This window comes from Amycolatopsis albidoflavus, assembly GCF_039525725.1.
In the GTDB taxonomy this organism is placed as follows: domain Bacteria; phylum Actinomycetota; class Actinomycetes; order Mycobacteriales; family Pseudonocardiaceae; genus Amycolatopsis; species Amycolatopsis albidoflava.
Genome location: NZ_BAAAHV010000013.1, coordinates 173,662 through 189,800 on the forward strand (window position 1 = coordinate 173,662; position 16,139 = coordinate 189,800).

A 16,139-nucleotide genomic window follows, 5' to 3' on the forward strand; every position below is an offset into this window, starting at 1 on the left:
CGGGCGCAGCTCCTCGGGAAGCGCCGCGGTTCGTTGCAACCGGAACAGCCGGAATCTGGTTCGAGGTCGGCTTCAGGCGCGCTGCCGGTTCCTCCGATGGTACCCCCGGACGACCGGCCGACGGCCTCGCCTCGCGAGTCATCGGCCGGCGAGCCACGGGATCGCATCAGACACCATGCGACGCCGCGTCGATTCGTTCCTTGGCACGCCGGATCGCCCACTTCGCGCCCAGACGGTGGTACGTCCGGATCGCCTTGCCCGCGACGGCGCACGCCTCCTCGCCGCGGTCCGCGCGGGCGAGCTGGACGGCGGCGTCTTCGAGCGCCTGCGCCATTTCGACCTGCCTGCCGGCCTGCTCGTAATGCCGGGCGACTGCGATCGTCGCGTCAGGATCGTTGTGGACCATTGCCCGGCAACGGGCCGCCGCCGCCGCGGCCCGCGCCGGGTAGACTTCCCGGCTCGCTTCGGTTTCGCACATCTCCAGCGCACGCTTCACGGTCGCGGTCTCGCCAAGCTGCAACCCGATCCGCACCGCGTCCGGCAGCCACTGGTGCCGGAGCATCATCGGTGCGTATCGCTCGTCGATGACCGGCGCGAGCGCCATCAGCGACGCCTCGCCGCGGCCTTCCCGCTCGGCCGCCAGAGCCTCGGCAATGATGAGGAAGTCGCAACTCTCCCGGTCGGCCGAAGTCAGCATAGGGATCTCGTCTGCCGCGGCGAGGTGGGCGCTGACCACTTCGCTGTCGTCGCGGAGCGCGCCGATCAGCGCGGCGACGCCGTGCAGCAGCAACATCATCGGACCGCTTTCGCGCAGACCGCGAAAGGCCATGTCCAGCCCGCGCGCGTCGACGGACGCGGCCAGTACGGCCATCGCCGCGTCCCACCGGCCGGACCAGTAGTGGTTGACGGCGGACGAGGCCGCCAGCCCGCCCGGAAGCTGATGCCGCCGGACGAATTCCTCTGCGGTGCGCAGCGTTTCGTCGGCTTGTCCGAGCCGGTCGAGGTTCTGCAGGCTGAACACCCGGTTGTCCAGCAGGCTCAGGCTCAGATGCGCGACGGTCGAGTCGACGTCGTGGTCTCCGGACGCGATCTCCAAGGACCGCAGCGCTTCGTCTACCAGCCGCAGACCGTCGGCGTGGTCCCGGTCGATGGACCGGAACAGCCAGAGGTTCTCCAGCGCGTAGCCTTTGGCGAAGAGGTCGCCCGCTTTCTCCGCCTCCCGGATGGCGCGCCAAGCATTGGCTTCGGCCGCGTCGCGTTCGCCGAGCCCGAGTGCCTCCCGTCCGGCGAGCAACGCGCGGCAGCGGGCTCGCCAGACGGCCGATACGCTCGGCGCGTTCGCCGCCTCGCGCAACGCTTCCACGCCTTGCCGATCCATTCCGCGCCGGTAGTGGATACAGCCGAGGATCCAGCGCATCTCGCCGGCCAGATCCGGGTCGACGGTCGAGGCGAGCACGGACCGGACTTCACCCTCTGGGGACTCGCCCAGCCAGTACAGGACGCGCGCGAGCCGGGCAGTGAGCTGCTCGCAGCGCGGATCGTCCGGATCGCAGGCTTCGACCACTCGGCGGAACAGCTCCACGCCGACGTCGGGAGCCCGGTTCGCGATCTTCTCCCCGTGCTGGAATACCCAGCCGATCGCCCACGAGTCCGCGGTGAACGGCACCGCGGTGAGCTGCCGGGCGACGGTGTCGATCGAAGCCCCCGCGTCGCTCAGCCGCTGGGCGGCCTGCCGGTGCAGCACGGCCCGGACCGCTTGCGCCATCCCGTCGTAGAGCGCTTCCCGGATCAACGGGTGGCGGAAGGACAGCCGGTCGCCGTCGGCCAGCAGCACACCGGCGACGATCGCCTCCTCGATCGAAGGGAGCAGTTCGCCGGGCGGCTGCGCGAAAATGACCGAAAGGTCTTCGAGCCGGAAGTCCGTTCCGAGCAGTGCCGCGTGCCGCAGTATGGCCAGCGCCCCGATCGGCAGGAAGCGGAGCCGGTGGGTGAGCGCCGAAGCGAGCGAGGTCGGAGCGGTCACTTCGGTCCAGGCGCTCGCCTCGGCCGTCCCGGCCGCCACGAGCACTGCCCGGTCCCGCATCAGCGAGTCCATCAGCTCGCGGAGATAGAGCGGATTCCCGGCCGCCCGGTCGGCGAGGCTCAGCAGGGTGGGCCCGGGCGCGGCGGAGACGATCGTCGTGATCAGGTTCTTGACCTCGACCTCGGGAAGCCTGCCGATTTCGACCAATGCGCCGGACTGGCTGACGACGGTGTTGCGGAGCGCGGTGAGGGTGGCCGTCCGGGGCAGCGGCCGGCACGCGCCCACCAGCAGCAGCGGGAGCTGCGGCACCGACCGGGCGAGCCGGTTCCACACCAGCAGGCTCGCCTCGTCCACCCAATGCATGTCGTCGACGATCAGCGCGACCGGTCCGTCGGCGCACATCCGCCGCACCAGGTCGACCAGCCCGTCGACGACGCCGAGGGTGTTGTCGCCGCCGAGCGGGTCCTGCCCGTCCGACAGACGCTGCGCGAGCTCGGCCAGCCGCGCCCGCCGGGCGTCCGGCGATCCCGGTTCGACGCCGAGGCACTCGAGCATGGCCCGCAACGGGAACCGCTGGGCGAGCTCGTCGCCGGATCCCCAGCACAGCTGGACGGCCTCCGGGTCGAGGCCGCCGAGCCCGGCGGTCAGCAGCTCGGACTTGCCGATTCCCGGTTCGCCGTCCAGCCACACCAGGCAGCCGTGGCCGTCCGACAGCGCCGACGCGGCGTTGCGAAGGACCGCCAGTTCGCGTCCGCGGCCGACCAGGCCGGAGGACCGAGGGCGCGGAACCGTCGACCACCGCGGCCCGACCGCCGTCGACGGCTTCGGTGCGGGCGCGGCGGCCGGCAAGTCGTTGGCGAGGACCCGCCGGTGGATGTCGACGATCCGCGGTCCGGGCTGCGCGCCGAGTTCGGCGGCCAGCACCTGCCGGAACTGGCGGAACTGATCGAGCGCGTCCGCTTGCCGGTCGCACCGGTACAGCGCGGTCATCAGCAGGCCGCGCAATCCTTCGTGAAGCGGATTCCGGGCGGCGAGGGTGCCCAGTTCGGCCACGATTTCGGCGTGCCGCCCGGCGAGCAGATCAGCGGCGGCGCGGGTTTCCAGCAAGCCGAGGCGCGCTTCGCCGAGGCGGTCTCGGAGGCCGGCCGCGAACGGCCCGGGGAGACCGGACAGGGGCTCGCCGCGCCACAGCGTCAGCGCGCGGTCCGCGGCCTCGATGGCGCGGTCGGCGTCGCCGTCGGCCAGCGCCGCGGCGGCGGCGGCGCCGAACGTCTCGAACCCGGGGACGTCGAGCGCGTCCATGCCCAGCCGCAGCCGGTATCCGGTTCCCTCGGAAAGGAGCAGCGTGCTCGCGGCACGCCGTGGGCGGTCCGGTTCCAAGGCCTGGCGCAAGCCGGACACGTAGGTGTAGACACTGCCCTCAGCGGTGGTCGGCGCGTCGTGGCCCCACACCGCGTTGACCAGTTCGCTCCGGCTGACCACGTGGTCGTGCCGCATGGCCAGCACCGCGAACAAGGCCCGCTGGCGTGTAGGGCCCAGCCGGATCTCCGCTTCGCCGCGCCAGGCTCGTATCGGGCCGAGGACCTCGACCCGCAACGGCTCGGGACCGGAAGTCGCCGCATTCTGTTGTCCGTCGTTCACGATCGTGCCTGGCACCTCGTCATCGTCCGCCGGCTTCGGCGGTGTCGCCCGGCTCGGACCGGTCCACGGCAGAAGTGATCATTTCCGCGAGCTCCTCTCGTGAACCGGCTTCGAGTTTCTGCAGAGCGCGGGACAGGTGTGAATGTACTTCGCGCCGGGACATCGTCAACTCGACGGCGATCTCGACGTTCGCCATTCCCGCCGCGGCCAGCTCCGCGACACGTCGTTCAAGGTCTGACAGCGAATGCCAGCCGGTCACCAGCGGGCTGTCGGCGACGTCCTGGAGCCGGACGCCGAGGTCGTTCATCCGCCCGACTGCGCGGTCGATCTCGGCCGCGGCGCCCAATTCGGTCAGCAGCATCAGAGCTTTGCCGAAGGTGTGGTGCGCGCGTTCGCTCTCGCCGTGCCGGGCCAGCGCCGCCGCCGCGTCGGTGAGCGCCGCCGCCATCTCGACCGGACGGCCGACGTCGCCGTGCCGGTGCGCGATCGCCAGCAGAGCGGACGGGTCGTCGCCGACCAGGCCGCGACACCAGGTCAGGGCGGTGCTCGCGCGGGCCGGCGGAGTTTCGCGGACGGCCTCGGCTTCGCTGACGTCGAGCGCGGCCTTGACCCGGGCGCGATCGCCCGCGGCCAGGGCGAGGCGGACGATCATCGGCGTCCACTGGTGCCGGAGCGTGGTGTGGCCGTAGTCCAGGTCCAGCAGGACGTCGAGGTGCGCCAGTTCGGCATCCGGGCCGCCGGTCCGGCCGGCGTCGATGGCGCGGGCCACGACCGAGAAGTCGCTGTTCTCCATGTCGCCCAGGGTCAGGATCGGATGGGCGTCGGCCGCCTTCAGTTGCGTGCGCAACGTCCTCGCGTCGCCGCGCTGCGCGGCGATGATCGCCGCGATGCCGTATTGCAGCAGCGGCGTTTGCGGGCGCAGATCGAAGAATTCGGCCCGGTTTGCGGACTGCGCGATCAGGTCGAGTTCGGCCAGCGCCTCGTCCCAGCGGCCGAGCCAGTAACAGTGCACCGCGGTCGCCACGTGATGCCGGCTAGCCCGGGGCCGGACGTGGTTCGACAGCGTTCGCATCCGGGCCAGCGCTTCGGACGCCTCGTCGAGACGATCGAGGTTCTGCAGGCTGAACGCGCGGTTGTCGAGCAGGTGCAGCTGCCACCGGGCGAGATTAGGAACGCCGACGGTCGCGGCGAGCGCGCGGTCCACGTGAGCCAGCGCCGCGACGTGGTCGCGCCGCACCGTTTCGACGTACCAGAGTTCCTGGCACGCCTCCGAAAGCGCCACCGGGTCGGCCGGGCCGGACAGCTGGTCCAGCACCGCCAGCGCGGTGCGGGACGAGGTTTCCAGATCGTCGAGCCCGGTCCGCTCGAAACGGGCACGCAGGCTCTTGTAGCGCGCTTTCCAGAAGTCCGGGACTTCGGGGTTGCGCTCGGCGTCCTCGAGGTCGGTGAGCGCCGCCCGGAACTGGCCTCCGTCGTGGATGAGCTGGGAGACGATCCAGCGCATCTCGGCGGCATGCTCGGCGTCGGTGGTGGTCGAGAGCACGGCACGGGCCTCGGCCTCGGGCCGTCGTCCCAAGTAGAACAGCCAGCGCGCCCGGTGGACGGCCAGCCGTTCCCGGTCGCCGTCACTGATCCGGTTCGCGGCCATGACGCGTTCCAGCAGGTCGACTGTCAGGAACGGGTCGCGGGTGCCCACCGCGTCGCTGTTGGCGAGCAGCCACCGGACCACCCACGGATCGAATTCCGGTGCGGCCCCGAGCAACTGCGCGGCCACCTGCTCGACCGGCGCTCCGGACGACGCCAGCGTTTCGGCGGCCGCGCGGTGCCTCGCGACCCGCACCGCCGACTCCTGGTCCTCGCAGAGCGCGCGCCGCACCGCGTCGCTGCGGAAGTCGAGCCCGCGGTCGGTGTCCACCAGCATTCCCATCGCTGTCGCCTCCTCGACCGCTGGGATGAGGTCTGCCGGGGAGGAGTGCACGACGACGGCCGCGTCGCCGAGATCGAATCGGGTGCCGAGCAACGCCGCCCACTCGAGCATCTTCCGGGTGGCTGGGGTGAGGAAGCCGAGGCGGCGGGCGACGGTGTCGGCCAGAGCCGCCCGCAGATCCGCGCGGAGGCGGTCGTCGGGCTCGGAGGTCACCGCACCTGTCTCCGGCCTGCCGACCCGGCGGAATCTGTCCACCAGTTCGTTGACATACAACGGATTTCCGAGAGCGCCGTCCAGATATTCGCCGAGCACGGACGATGCCGGGGAGCCGAGCCGGCGGGCGGCGAGCTCGCCGACTTCTTCGGCGGTCAGCGGGCCGAGCGCGATCGTCCGGCCGCCGGCGGCGCTGATCGCGTCCCGGGACAGCTCGATCCCGGCGGTGCGCGGAAACGTTCGGCAGGCACCGACCAGGACCAACGGGAGCCTCCGGGTGAGCCGGGTGAGCCGGCTCCAGAGCAGCTCGCCGGTCTCGTCGGCGCGCTGGAGGTCGTCGACCACGACGACCAGCGGACCCTCGGCGCACAGCTGCTCGACGAGAGCGAGCATGCGATCGACACCGGCCAGCCGCTGGTCGTGCGCGCTCGACCGGTCGGGCGGGGCGTGCCGGCCCATTTCTTCGCCGGCGATCCAGACCGCCCGGCGTCCGGTGAAAGCGGCGGCGAGCAGTGCCGACTTGCCGATGCCCGGTACCCCCTCGACCCAGCCGCAGCCGCCCCGGCCGTGCTCCAGGCCGTCGGCGAGCGCGTGCAGCCATGCCACTTCTGCCTTCCTGCCGATCAGAACGGGAGGTGCTGGCGGGACAGCGGACCACGGCCGGGCGGAACCGCTCCCAGTCTCGCCCGGCACCTGGGCGGCCACGACGGTGCCGCGGTTCTGGAGTGCGATCGGTTCGCCGCCGATGATCTGCGCGTGGACCCGCTGGACCGCCGCCGCCGGTTCGATGCCGAGCTCGGCGTCCAGCCGGTGTGCCGCGCCGGAATAGGCATCGAGGGCTTCGTCCCGGCGGCCCGCGCGATAGAGCGCGGTCATGAGGAGCGCCAACGGCTTCTCCCGGAGCGGATGGTCCGCGACCAGGCTGCGCAGGCCGGCGATCGCTCCGTCGTCGTCGCCGACGAGGATTTTCATTTCCGCCAGCCGTTCGAGCGCGGCCAGCCTCGACTCGGCGAGCCGGGTCCGGTGCAAGTCCACGACGGTACCGGTCAGGCCGGCGAGCGCCTCTCCTTGCCACAACGACAAAGCGGCCTCGAGCTCGCTCATGGCCGGCTGCAGTGCGCCGCGCTGCCAGTGCCGTTGAGCGGCGTCCTGGTGCCGGCCGAAACGCTGCGCGTCGAGCTGGTCCGCGGCGAACTGCAATGCGTAGCCCGAACCTGGCGAGATCAGCACCGCTGGCGGATCTTCCTTACGGCGCCGCGGTTCCAGGACTTGCCGCAGGCCCCAGATGTAGGTGTGGAGGATGCCCGCCGCCTTGGCTGGGGGCTTCTCGCCCCACACGCCGTCGACCAGTTCCTCGCGGGACACCGCCTGGCCCGCGCTCAGCGCGAGGATCGCGAACACGAGCCGCTGCCGGGCACCGCCGAGATCGAGCTCGCTGTCATCGAGCCACGCCCGGACCGGGCCGAGCAGTTGAACACGGAGTGCCGGTTCGCTCTTCGCTGGCATGCGCTTCGTCCCGAATTGCCGTCACGCCGGCGTCACGCTCGTGATGCCGGAGATCGATTTGTCTCCCGCGCTGGCGGCGCCGGCGCGACTGCAGCCCTTCGTTACGCAGATCAACATTTGCTCACTCTAGCGCAGCTCGGCGGTTACTTTAGCGCACGGAAGTGCGCGCGGCTCGCTGAATGCGTCCGGTCATTGACGCCACGTCAGCCTGCCCGTGGCGATTGGGGAAATTTCAACTCTTTGTCCGCATTCGTGAATGTCTAACTGGTTGTCGCGCGGCTGCGGCGAATGGCGACGAGCACGAAAAAATCACTGGCGCTCAAATGAGCGGCAAAAGCTGAAAAACGGTCGGCTTTCGTCCTGTCCGGAATTCTCCGAACCGGGCAGGGCTGCTCGCGGCGCCGGTGGTCCCAGCGCGGCCGCGGGACCGGTTGCCCGTCGGCCGATCAGTGTGCGCTTCTCGCATGTCGCCGTCGCGGAGGCTGCCGCGGCCCGGTCATGCGATGGAGAAGACATGAAGAACGGCCGTTGATACTTGAGGACAGAACAAGCCGGACAGTATATGGAGGGCGAGCACATGAGCGACACTTTCCGCGACGTCAACGACGTCCTGAACCGGATCATCAATGAGCAGGAAGCAGTGCTCCTCGCCGAGGAACGCCAGAATCCCGGCGGTGAGCTGGTCGTCTTCCGGCCGGCGTCGCCGGCCGGGCCGGAAGACGGCGGCGCGCTGGCGGGCGAGCTCGAATCCGTCCTCAAGGAGTTGGCGGCGCGGCTCGCCGGGTAGCCGCTGCGGATGGCGCGCGGCGGTCTGGTCGGACCGGTCGGCAATGGAACCTGTTCGCGCGCCTCGCGCGGGAAACGTGCCGCGGCAGGCGTCGTACTTGCTGGCTCCGGACGGGCGAAATATCCTCTTTGCCGTCCGGTGGGGTGACGGATTCGGCGTGCTCAGGAGGGGTGAGTTTGCCCTCCGATAACATTTCCCGGGCGATCGCGGACGGGCCTCACTGTTACGGCGGGGGAGGGGCGGGCCGGACCTTTAATGGCCTGGCTCGGAGGGCGGCTCAGCGTCTGCGTGACCCGGTCTGAAACGGCATGCGATCTGCTTGCCGGGCGCAAGCTGATTTCCGGTGACATGACTTGTTTGAAGATTCACTCTTTCGATTCGGTCCGAATTGCTGCGTGTTGTCGCGATCCGCGACGGCGCAGTTCGGCGGAGCCATGCGTGGGAAGGTCCGCAATCCGCGCATTGCCGCACCTGCCGGCGGGCGGAGATTCCAGAGCACCGCTGTGCGGCGGACCAGTCCGAGCCAACGGAACAGCACACCAGGCCTCCGCCCCGCTTGCGTGCGGACGCTCGGTGTGCTGTCCGTAGTGCACGATTCAGACGCTTGGATTCGGCGGAGTCGCCGGCCGGGCGGCGGCAGTCGCCGGATGTTCGTGCGGTCATCGTGTGTGGTGCGCGGCAGACGGGCGCAGCGGGATCTGCCGCGCAGACAAGCGGCGCTAGGCCCGGGCCTGGTGGTTCGGATGGACTCGACGGCGCAGGTCCGAAGGGGCAGCAGCCGAGCGATCGCGTCCGGAGTCTGTGCTCATGCGAGAAACGGGGTTCGCTGATCTGCCGGGGGCCGGACTGAACGGGCAGTTCACATGCGTCCGTTCGTGGCGGTCCGCCGTGTGACCGGCGGGTCAGCGAACCGCCGCGAAGGTGTTCGATCACAGGGAGGCAATCCCCTGCGATCGCAACGGAACACGACCCTCGGATCAGTCCGCTGCGCGGCCAGGCTGCCGGCGGCGTGCCCGCCGCGTCGACCGGGCTGCCGCGGGGGAAACGCTCACCCGCCGGCCCCGACGACGGCGCGCGGCGGGCAGCGCGTCCCCGGCTGCTGACTGGGACGCCGTCGCGGCCGCCGGGACCGGCGGCGTGGATTTCGCCCTCAGGAGACTCGCCAGCGTCGCAGGCGTGGGCGCGGTGGTCTCCGCCGGATCCGCCTCGTCGGCGACAGGAACGGGCGGTGGCGAGGTGGGCTCGCCGGCGGCGGGATCCGCCGGCCGGGTCTCGGTTTCCTCGTCGGTGCCGGTCGTCGTTGGACGACCGGCTTGAGGCCGGTTCGAATACCGGTCGTGCAGATAGGCGAATGGATCAGGATGCACTATCCGGCTTCCCTGTCGGACCGGCGCTACCGGGTTCTCGCGCCGCTCGGCGATGCTGGTGACCGAGACTGCGGATTTCACCAGATACCGGGTCTCGTAGCGGGCTGCCGCACGTTGCCGTTTGCGGCCGGCACCGAACGGGCGCATCCGCATCAGCCGGTTTAGGTCGGCGTCCGGCTCGGTCTCGGCTCGTGGATCGTGATCCGGGCAGATGCCCCGCCAGGCGCATCCCGGGACGGGGCACGGGCAGGGCGCGGCGTGCGTCCGCGTCGCACTGGTCGCGATTACGGTTCCCATGTGTGCTACCGGCCTCTCGGGCGACGCTGACGAGACCCGCGCGTTGTGCGGGCAATCATTGCCGGCTGGAAGCGTATGTGCCCAGGACGGCGGTACGCAGCACGAAGAGCCGTCCGGATGCCGACTCTGCCCGAACTGCCGCTGAATCACACTGGTGCCACGGAAGGGGAAGTCGTTGAGTCCGGAAAGGACACTGAGACGGGTTACTCGCGTCCGGAACGTGAAAGTCGGAAGGGGCTGGCATTCCTGCTCGAACGGCTCCGAAGCGCTACGCAACCGGTCGGCGGTGACCGACAGTTTGGCGCATGACAATGACAGTCGGTCGGACAACGGAAAGTTCCGGCACCTCGTCGCGGGCAGGCACGGACGTCGAGCGAATCGTCCTTGCTCCCGCCGAGGCCGGAGAAGTCGAACGCCTCCTCGATCAGTTGCTCGGCGTGGCCCGATCGCGAGACGCTGGCAGTCTCGCGGAGGAGGTCAGGCCCGCGGCAGAGGGGCTGCCGCTGCGGCTGCGGCAGTTTCTCGTCAGGGCCCGGCAGCGAGAGTCTGAGGTCTTCCTGGTCTCCGGGCTGCCGGTGAGCACCGATCTGCCGCCGACGCCGGAGAACTGGGCGGCCGCTGAGCGAACCGGTGCCGGGCTGCGCGAGGAACTGGTGCTGCTGCTCTGCGGCTCGCTGGTCGGAGATCCGTTCTGCTGGTCAACCCAGCAGAACGGTCGGCTCGTGCACGACGTGTGCCCGGCCCCGCAGGCGGCGAACTCCAAAACCAGCGCCAGCAGCCTGACCGCGCTCTCGCTGCACACCGAGGACGTCCATCATCCCTGCCGCGCCGACTATGTCTCGCTTTTCTGTCTCCGGAATCCGGACGCGGTAGCCACCTCGGTCTCGCGGATCGACGATGCGGTGCTTTCGCCCGAGACTCGACAGTTGCTGCGCCAGGACCGGTTTCGGTTCCACCCGGACGATTCGCACACCGGCACCGCCGCGCGGCCGAGCACAGGGCCGGTGCTCTTCGGCCCGGCTGCTCAGCCCTATCTGCGGTTCGACGCCGAGTTCATGTCCGGACTGGACGACGCAGCCAGTGCCGCGATCGGCGAAACGGAGGACAGTTTGCGCGCGGCCGCCACGGGAGTTGTGCTGAAGCCGGGCGACCTGGCATTTGTCGACAACTACCGGGTGGTGCACGGCCGTCGGGCGTTCGCCGCGCGTTTCGACGGCCAGGACCGCTGGCTCAAGCGGATCAATCTGACCCGCGATCTCCGGAACAGCCATCGCACGCGCGACGTGCGATCACGAGTGATCGGGTAGCGATGGACAATCCGCACAGCGAGACCATCGATCTCCGGTCCGACACGGTCACTGCGCCGGACCGCCGGATGCGCAACGCCATGGCACACGCCGTCGTCGGGGACAACGTTCTCGACGCCGACCCGACGATGGCCGAGCTCGAACGGACGGTCGCGTCGTTGCTCGGCTTGCCCGCGGCGCTCTGGATGCCGAGCGGCACGATGGCCAATCTGGTCGCGATGATGCTTCATCTCCGGCGGGGCGACGCTTTCCTGGCGCCACGGGACGTGCACATCCTGGTCGACGAGCTCGGCACCGCCGCTTCTTTCGCCGGGGGAATGCCGATGCCGCTCGCCCACGACGCCGGCCCGGGCCGGCCGAGTCCGGCTTCGGTCCGGGCCATCTGCCCGCCGCGACGGGCCGACTACAACGAGCTCGACGTCACGTTGCTCTGTTTGGAGAACACGCACAACGCGGCGGGCGGTGCGGTCATGCCACCCGCTGAACAGGCGGAGTTGACGGACGTCGCCCGGGAATGCGGGCTCCGGGTTCATCTCGACGGCGCTCGGCTGTGGAATGCCGCGGTGGCACTCGGCGTGCCGCCGGCGGCCTTGACCGGCGGCGTGGATTCGGTGCAGGTCTGCCTGTCGAAAGGGCTGGGCGCACCGGTCGGTTCGGTGCTGGCCGGCAGCGAGGACTTCATCCGGCGTGCGCGGCGTGCGCGGCAGATGCTCGGCGGGGGAGTCCGGCAGGGCGGCATCCTGGCCGCTGCCGGGCTTGTCGCGCTGGACCGGATCGAGCAGCTCGCGGAAGACCACGAGAAGGCGCGCAGGCTGGCCAGCGGCCTGGCCGAGCTGGGATGGCAGGTGAACCAGCCGGAGACGAACATCGTGCTGGCGGAGGTGCCGGACGCAACGTCGGCCATCGCACGCCTGTCCCGGTACGGGGTGCTTGCTTCGGAGATCGCCGGCCGGCTGCGGTTTGTGACGCATCGTGACGTGTCCTTGCCAGCCGTAGACGACGCGCTTGCCCGGATCAAGACGTGGCTGCACGCCGACGAGTCCATGGTGCTGTGCCGGAAGTCCGAGCTGTATCAGGTGAAAGGGTAGGTGGGACAGGTGGAGTTCAGCGGTGGTCGCGTGCTGGTGACCGGTGCGTCGCGGGGAATCGGCCGGGCGGTGGCCGAACTGCTGGTGCGAGAAGGAGTGTCCGTTGTCGGCACGTACAACAGCGGAAACCAAGAAGCCGCGGAGTTGACCGGCCTCGGCGTCGTCGAAATGGTGCGGGTCGATTTCGCGGACCGTGCGGAAACCGCGCGAGTGCTCGCCGACCTCGCGGCGTCCGGGCCGTTCAACGGCATCGTGAACAACGCCGGGGCGATCGAATTCGAGCGCTGGGGCGAGTTCACGTTGGAGTCGTGGGACCGGGTTTTCGACATCAACCTGCGCGCCGTGCTGTCGGTGACGACCACTTTGACCAAGTCGATGCCGCCGGGAGGCTCGATCGTCAACCTTGCCAGCAAGGACGGGATGATCGGGACGTATGCATCGATGTCCTATTCCGCGAGCAAAGCCGCATTGATCAACCTCACGCGGAGCCTCGCCAATGTGCTCGGGCCGGCCGGGATCCGGGTCAACGCCGTCTCGCCGGGGTGGGCGGACACCGGCATGTCGACAGAGCCGTCGATAGAGGCCGGCCAGCTGACCCCGCTCGGCCGGAACGCCCGGCCGGAGGAGATCGCCGAGGTGATCAAGTTCCTGCTGAGTGACGCCTCGTCGTTCGTGTCCGGTGCCAACTATCTGGTCGACGGCGGCTATACCGGCGTCGACCTGATCATGAAGAAGGAAGCCGAAAGTCTTTAGCGGTTGCCTGAAAGATACCGGGTTCACGGCTCGTGCGGCCCGCCCATCGGGTTTCAGGTCCGCGAACGGGCATTCGCAGGGGTCGTCGACGGTCCTTCGCGGACAGCGCGCCGTCCTCGGCGAGCATGCTGGGCGACCTGCCGTGCCCGAAACCCGCTCCACCGCCCGTTCGATGACGTCCAGTCGGTTGGCCGGCTTGCTGCTCCGGCCGACTGGTGCTTGCTTGGACCCGGTCGGTGCCGTGCGGCCGGAGAGTCGGCCGCGAACGAGGTCGACGGCGCTGGGCAGTGCCGGTTCGCACCGCGGACAGGTTCGCGAAATCCGGTCTTCAACCGCAGGTTCCCGAGGGGCGGCAGCGGGCTCACGCCGTCTTCGGGCGGCAGCGGTCGAGCGCGTCGCGGGCCGGTCCGGTGAGTTGGGCCGGCACGCGCTCGCCGACCGGGGCGGGCCGGACGGGGGCGATCCACTGTTCCGCCACGAGGACGGAGACGGCGGCGCGGTCGCACCAGCCGCCGTCGACGGTCAGGCCGGGCTCGCAGCCGACCAGCATTTCGGCCCGGCCCTCGGCGACTGCGCACAGGATGGCGTATTCCCGGTGATTGAGCGTTGCGGGGTCCATTGGGTCCATTGTGGTCACTTCATCTCTGGTAGCGCCGTTCCCCGGGGAAGGCATGCCGCCAACGATGTGCCGGCCAGGCTCTTTCCGGCAGGGCTACCGCCGAGTACGGGTACGCGTGGCCAGCGACGTCGGCCCGGACGGGCACGTCGCCGATAGTGAACAAACGCCGGGATGGCCCCGATTTCAGCAGGTCCAGGCCCGCTTCGGGGCGCCGAAGGCCGGACGTGGAGACGGCGTGAAGACGGGTCTCCGAGAATCGGTGCAACCGAGTTTGATGTGGAGGCCATCATGGACAAAGTTCGCGTGACCATCCGTGGTCTGGACGCGCTGACGGTGGCCGGGGTGGCCGGCCAATTGGACGCCGACACGGGCATCGACGTCGTCGAGCAGCCACAACGGGACGCGGTCGACGTCGTGGTGCTGGCGATGGACCGGTTTTCCGCCGAGCAAGTCGATCTGCTGCGCCGGACCGCCGACGAACTGGACAAGCCGATCGTGCTGATCGCCAACGAAGTCCGGGAGGTCGAACTGGTCGTGGCAGTCGAATGCCAGACCGTCGCCATCCTCTCGCGCGCCGCGGCCACCGTCGAAGACCGCTTGGCGCAGTGTGTCCGTTCGGCCGCGGCGGACGGTGCGCATCTCCCGCCGAAGCTTCTCGCGCAACTGTTGGAGGACACCGAGCGGCTGCATCGCGAAGTCCTTGCTCCACAAGGACTGAGCTCGTCCAGGCTGGCACCGCGCGAGGTCGATGTGCTGCGGCTGATGGCGGACGGCTTCGACACTGCCGAGATCGCGGTCGAGCTGAGCTATTCGGAGCGGACCGTAAAGAACATCATCTACGCCATCACGAACCGGCTGAACTTGCGCAACAGGCCGCAGGCAGTGGCCTACGCGATGCGGGCAGGCGTGATCTAGCGCTGAGTCGCACAAGGTTGCGCAGCCGGGGCTCGTGAGTGCGCGTTCCGGGGAAGGCAACTGCGTTCCTGCGGCGAGGTGCGTTCGCGGACATCGCGGACCGCCTGTTGCCGCGGTCGTGATCCGAGTTGGCGCAAGTGGAGGAATTTCGATGCCCGGACCGATGTTTTCGGCCCGCTCCGAAGAATCGTCGCTCGCTGCGAGCGACGTCGGCCTGACCGCCGTTTCCGATCTCGCAGTCGCCGCCGTCGAGCAGATCCGCAAAGGAATGCGCGACCGGGAAACCGCCTTGCCTGCGGGCCGTCCCGGCCAGGTCGACGACGTCGTCGCGGCGGTGCTCGCCGGCGGAATCCTTCCGGACCGCGGGCGGGGCGGCAGGGACTGGCCGGAGCTTCTGCGCGGATTCGTCGCCGGCATCGTCGATCTGACCGCCGATACCGTGGCCGCGAATCTCCAGGCGCCAGTGCTGGCCATCGCCGCCGTCGCCGATTTCGCGGCCGGGGTGACCGGCCAGTCGGTGGACGCCTGGGAAAGCGGCCCGTCGGGAATCGCTCTCGAACGGGAACTGATCGCTGCGCTGTGGAACCTTCTCGGCCATTCCGGCGGCGACGGCGTGCTCACCCCGGGAAGCACTCAGTCGAATTTGCTGGCCCTTCTGCTCGCACGCGAGCAATCCAGCCTTGGCGCGTCGTTCGAGAACGGGATCGGGCCAACGCGCCGGCGGCCGCGAATCCTCGCCTCCGAACTCGCGCACCTGTCGATCCAGCGCGCGGCTGGCGTGCTCGGGCTGGGACAGGACGCGGTGATTCCGGTGCCGATCGACGCCGAAAATCGGATGTTGGTGGGAGCGGCTGCCGACCGCATCGCCGGGCTGGCCGAAGACGAGTTCCCGATGGCTCTTGTCGGCACGGCCGGGACGACCGACTTCGGATCCGTCGACCCGCTGGACGGCCTGGCCGACCTGGCCCGATCCCATTCGGCCTGGTTTCACGTCGATGCCGCGTACGGCGGTGCGGCGATGTTCTCCGACCGGGCGCGGGGGAGGTTCCGGGGCATCGAACGGGCTGACTCGGTGAGCTTGGATCTCCACAAGCTGGGCTGGCAGCCGGCTCCCGCCGCGGCGATGCTGCTGCGCGACCCGGCGACGGCAATTCCCCTCGACTGCAATGTCGCCTGCGTGAATCCCCGGGACGACGAGCAAGCCGGGTACGTCGGGCGGTTCGCCCGGACGTTGCAGACGACCCGGCGAGCGGACGCGCTGAAGATCGTCGCCACTTTGCGGGTCCTCGGCAGGGACGGGATGGCCGAACTCGTCGACGCGTGTCTCGATCTCGCGGTCCACGCGGCGGATCGGATCAGCGCCCACCCCAGGCTGCGTCTGGTGTCCGAACCTCAGCTGAGCGTCGTCGTGTTCCGGTACCTGCCGGTCGCGGACGGCGAATCGCACGTGATCAGCCGGATCAACGCCGGCATCCGCCGTCGCCTGATGCGGGAAACCGGCGGTTCGGTCGGTCGAGTGGACGTGGCCACCCCGTCCGGCCTGCCGGAAGTCTGCCTCAAATTCACCTTCGTCAACCCGTACTTGTCCCAGTCTGCTGTCGAGGACTTGATCGACATGGTGGTCCAGGCGGGTTCGGCGGAGGAAGCGCAGGGCTGAGCGTTTTTGCCGGAGATCCGCTATGCCGCGGGCTGGCCT

At 69.7% G+C, this 16,139-nt stretch carries 10 protein-coding genes; 6 read left to right on the forward strand and 4 right to left on the reverse strand.

Going from position 1 to position 16,139, the window contains the following annotated elements; translation table 11 throughout:
* Positions 1-166 precede the first annotated feature (166 nt).
* Together ABD156_RS24420 and ABD156_RS24425 are read right to left on the reverse strand one after the other, a co-directional pair.
* Positions 167-3,679, reverse strand: coding sequence for an ATP-binding protein (locus ABD156_RS24420; RefSeq protein WP_344278021.1), 3,513 nt, complete (start codon positions 3,677-3,679; stop codon positions 167-169).
* A gap of 4 nt (positions 3,680-3,683) precedes the next feature.
* Entirely contained in the window at positions 3,684-7,310 is a 3,627-nt protein-coding gene (locus tag ABD156_RS24425) for an ATP-binding protein (RefSeq protein WP_344278023.1), read from the reverse strand.
* 577 nt (positions 7,311-7,887) lie between these two features.
* Here ABD156_RS24425 and ABD156_RS24430 point away from each other — a divergent pair.
* Positions 7,888-8,097 (forward strand): hypothetical protein, encoded by a 210-nt coding sequence (locus tag ABD156_RS24430; protein ID WP_344278025.1) that lies wholly within the window; start codon positions 7,888-7,890, stop codon positions 8,095-8,097.
* Between the two features lie 977 nt (positions 8,098-9,074).
* Here ABD156_RS24430 and ABD156_RS24435 read toward each other — a convergent pair.
* Positions 9,075-9,761, reverse strand: coding sequence for a hypothetical protein (locus ABD156_RS24435; RefSeq protein ID WP_344278028.1), 687 nt, complete (start codon positions 9,759-9,761; stop codon positions 9,075-9,077).
* A gap of 305 nt (positions 9,762-10,066) precedes the next feature.
* Here ABD156_RS24435 and ABD156_RS24440 point away from each other — a divergent pair, with 305 nt between their 5' ends.
* Genes ABD156_RS24440 through ABD156_RS24450 form a run of 3 tightly spaced genes read left to right on the forward strand, consistent with a single transcriptional unit; the run spans position 10,067 to position 12,909 of the window.
* Positions 10,067-11,068: a TauD/TfdA family dioxygenase gene (locus ABD156_RS24440; protein WP_344278031.1), complete on the forward strand. Its 1,002-nt coding sequence runs from the start codon at positions 10,067-10,069 to the stop codon at positions 11,066-11,068.
* 2 nt (positions 11,069-11,070) lie between these two features.
* Positions 11,071-12,156: a threonine aldolase family protein gene (locus ABD156_RS24445; RefSeq protein WP_344278034.1), complete on the forward strand. Its 1,086-nt coding sequence runs from the start codon at positions 11,071-11,073 to the stop codon at positions 12,154-12,156.
* Between the two features lie 9 nt (positions 12,157-12,165).
* Entirely contained in the window at positions 12,166-12,909 is a 744-nt protein-coding gene (locus ABD156_RS24450) for an SDR family NAD(P)-dependent oxidoreductase (RefSeq protein WP_344278037.1), read from the forward strand.
* A 361-nt stretch (positions 12,910-13,270) separates the two neighbouring features.
* Here ABD156_RS24450 and ABD156_RS24455 read toward each other — a convergent pair whose 3' ends face one another.
* Positions 13,271-13,528, reverse strand: a complete 258-nt coding sequence (locus ABD156_RS24455; protein WP_344278040.1) for a hypothetical protein — start codon at positions 13,526-13,528, stop codon at positions 13,271-13,273.
* 288 nt (positions 13,529-13,816) lie between these two features.
* Here ABD156_RS24455 and ABD156_RS24460 point away from each other — a divergent pair, with 288 nt between their 5' ends.
* Positions 13,817-14,443, forward strand: coding sequence for a helix-turn-helix transcriptional regulator (locus tag ABD156_RS24460; protein ID WP_344278041.1), 627 nt, complete (start codon positions 13,817-13,819; stop codon positions 14,441-14,443).
* Between the two features lie 151 nt (positions 14,444-14,594).
* The gene (locus tag ABD156_RS24465; RefSeq protein ID WP_344278044.1) at positions 14,595-16,100 is read left to right on the forward strand and encodes a pyridoxal phosphate-dependent decarboxylase family protein; all 1,506 of its coding nucleotides are present in this window, start codon (positions 14,595-14,597) and stop codon (positions 16,098-16,100) included.
* Positions 16,101-16,139: the final 39 nt, after the last annotated feature.

Bases quoted from the DNA above. Each gene is read 5' to 3' on its own strand.
- ABD156_RS24425 (WP_344278023.1), bottom strand. From the start codon at position 7,310: ATGCCAGCGAAGAGCGAACCGGCACTCCGTGTTCAACTGCTCGGCCCG.
- ABD156_RS24430 (WP_344278025.1), top strand. From the start codon at position 7,888: ATGAGCGACACTTTCCGCGACGTCAACGACGTCCTGAACCGGATCATC.
- ABD156_RS24435 (WP_344278028.1), bottom strand. From the start codon at position 9,761: ATGGGAACCGTAATCGCGACCAGTGCGACGCGGACGCACGCCGCGCCC.
- ABD156_RS24440 (WP_344278031.1), top strand. From the start codon at position 10,067: ATGACAATGACAGTCGGTCGGACAACGGAAAGTTCCGGCACCTCGTCG.
- ABD156_RS24445 (WP_344278034.1), top strand. From the start codon at position 11,071: ATGGACAATCCGCACAGCGAGACCATCGATCTCCGGTCCGACACGGTC.
- ABD156_RS24455 (WP_344278040.1), bottom strand. From the start codon at position 13,528: ATGGACCCCGCAACGCTCAATCACCGGGAATACGCCATCCTGTGCGCA.
- ABD156_RS24460 (WP_344278041.1), top strand. From the start codon at position 13,817: ATGGACAAAGTTCGCGTGACCATCCGTGGTCTGGACGCGCTGACGGTG.
- ABD156_RS24465 (WP_344278044.1), top strand. From the start codon at position 14,595: ATGCCCGGACCGATGTTTTCGGCCCGCTCCGAAGAATCGTCGCTCGCT.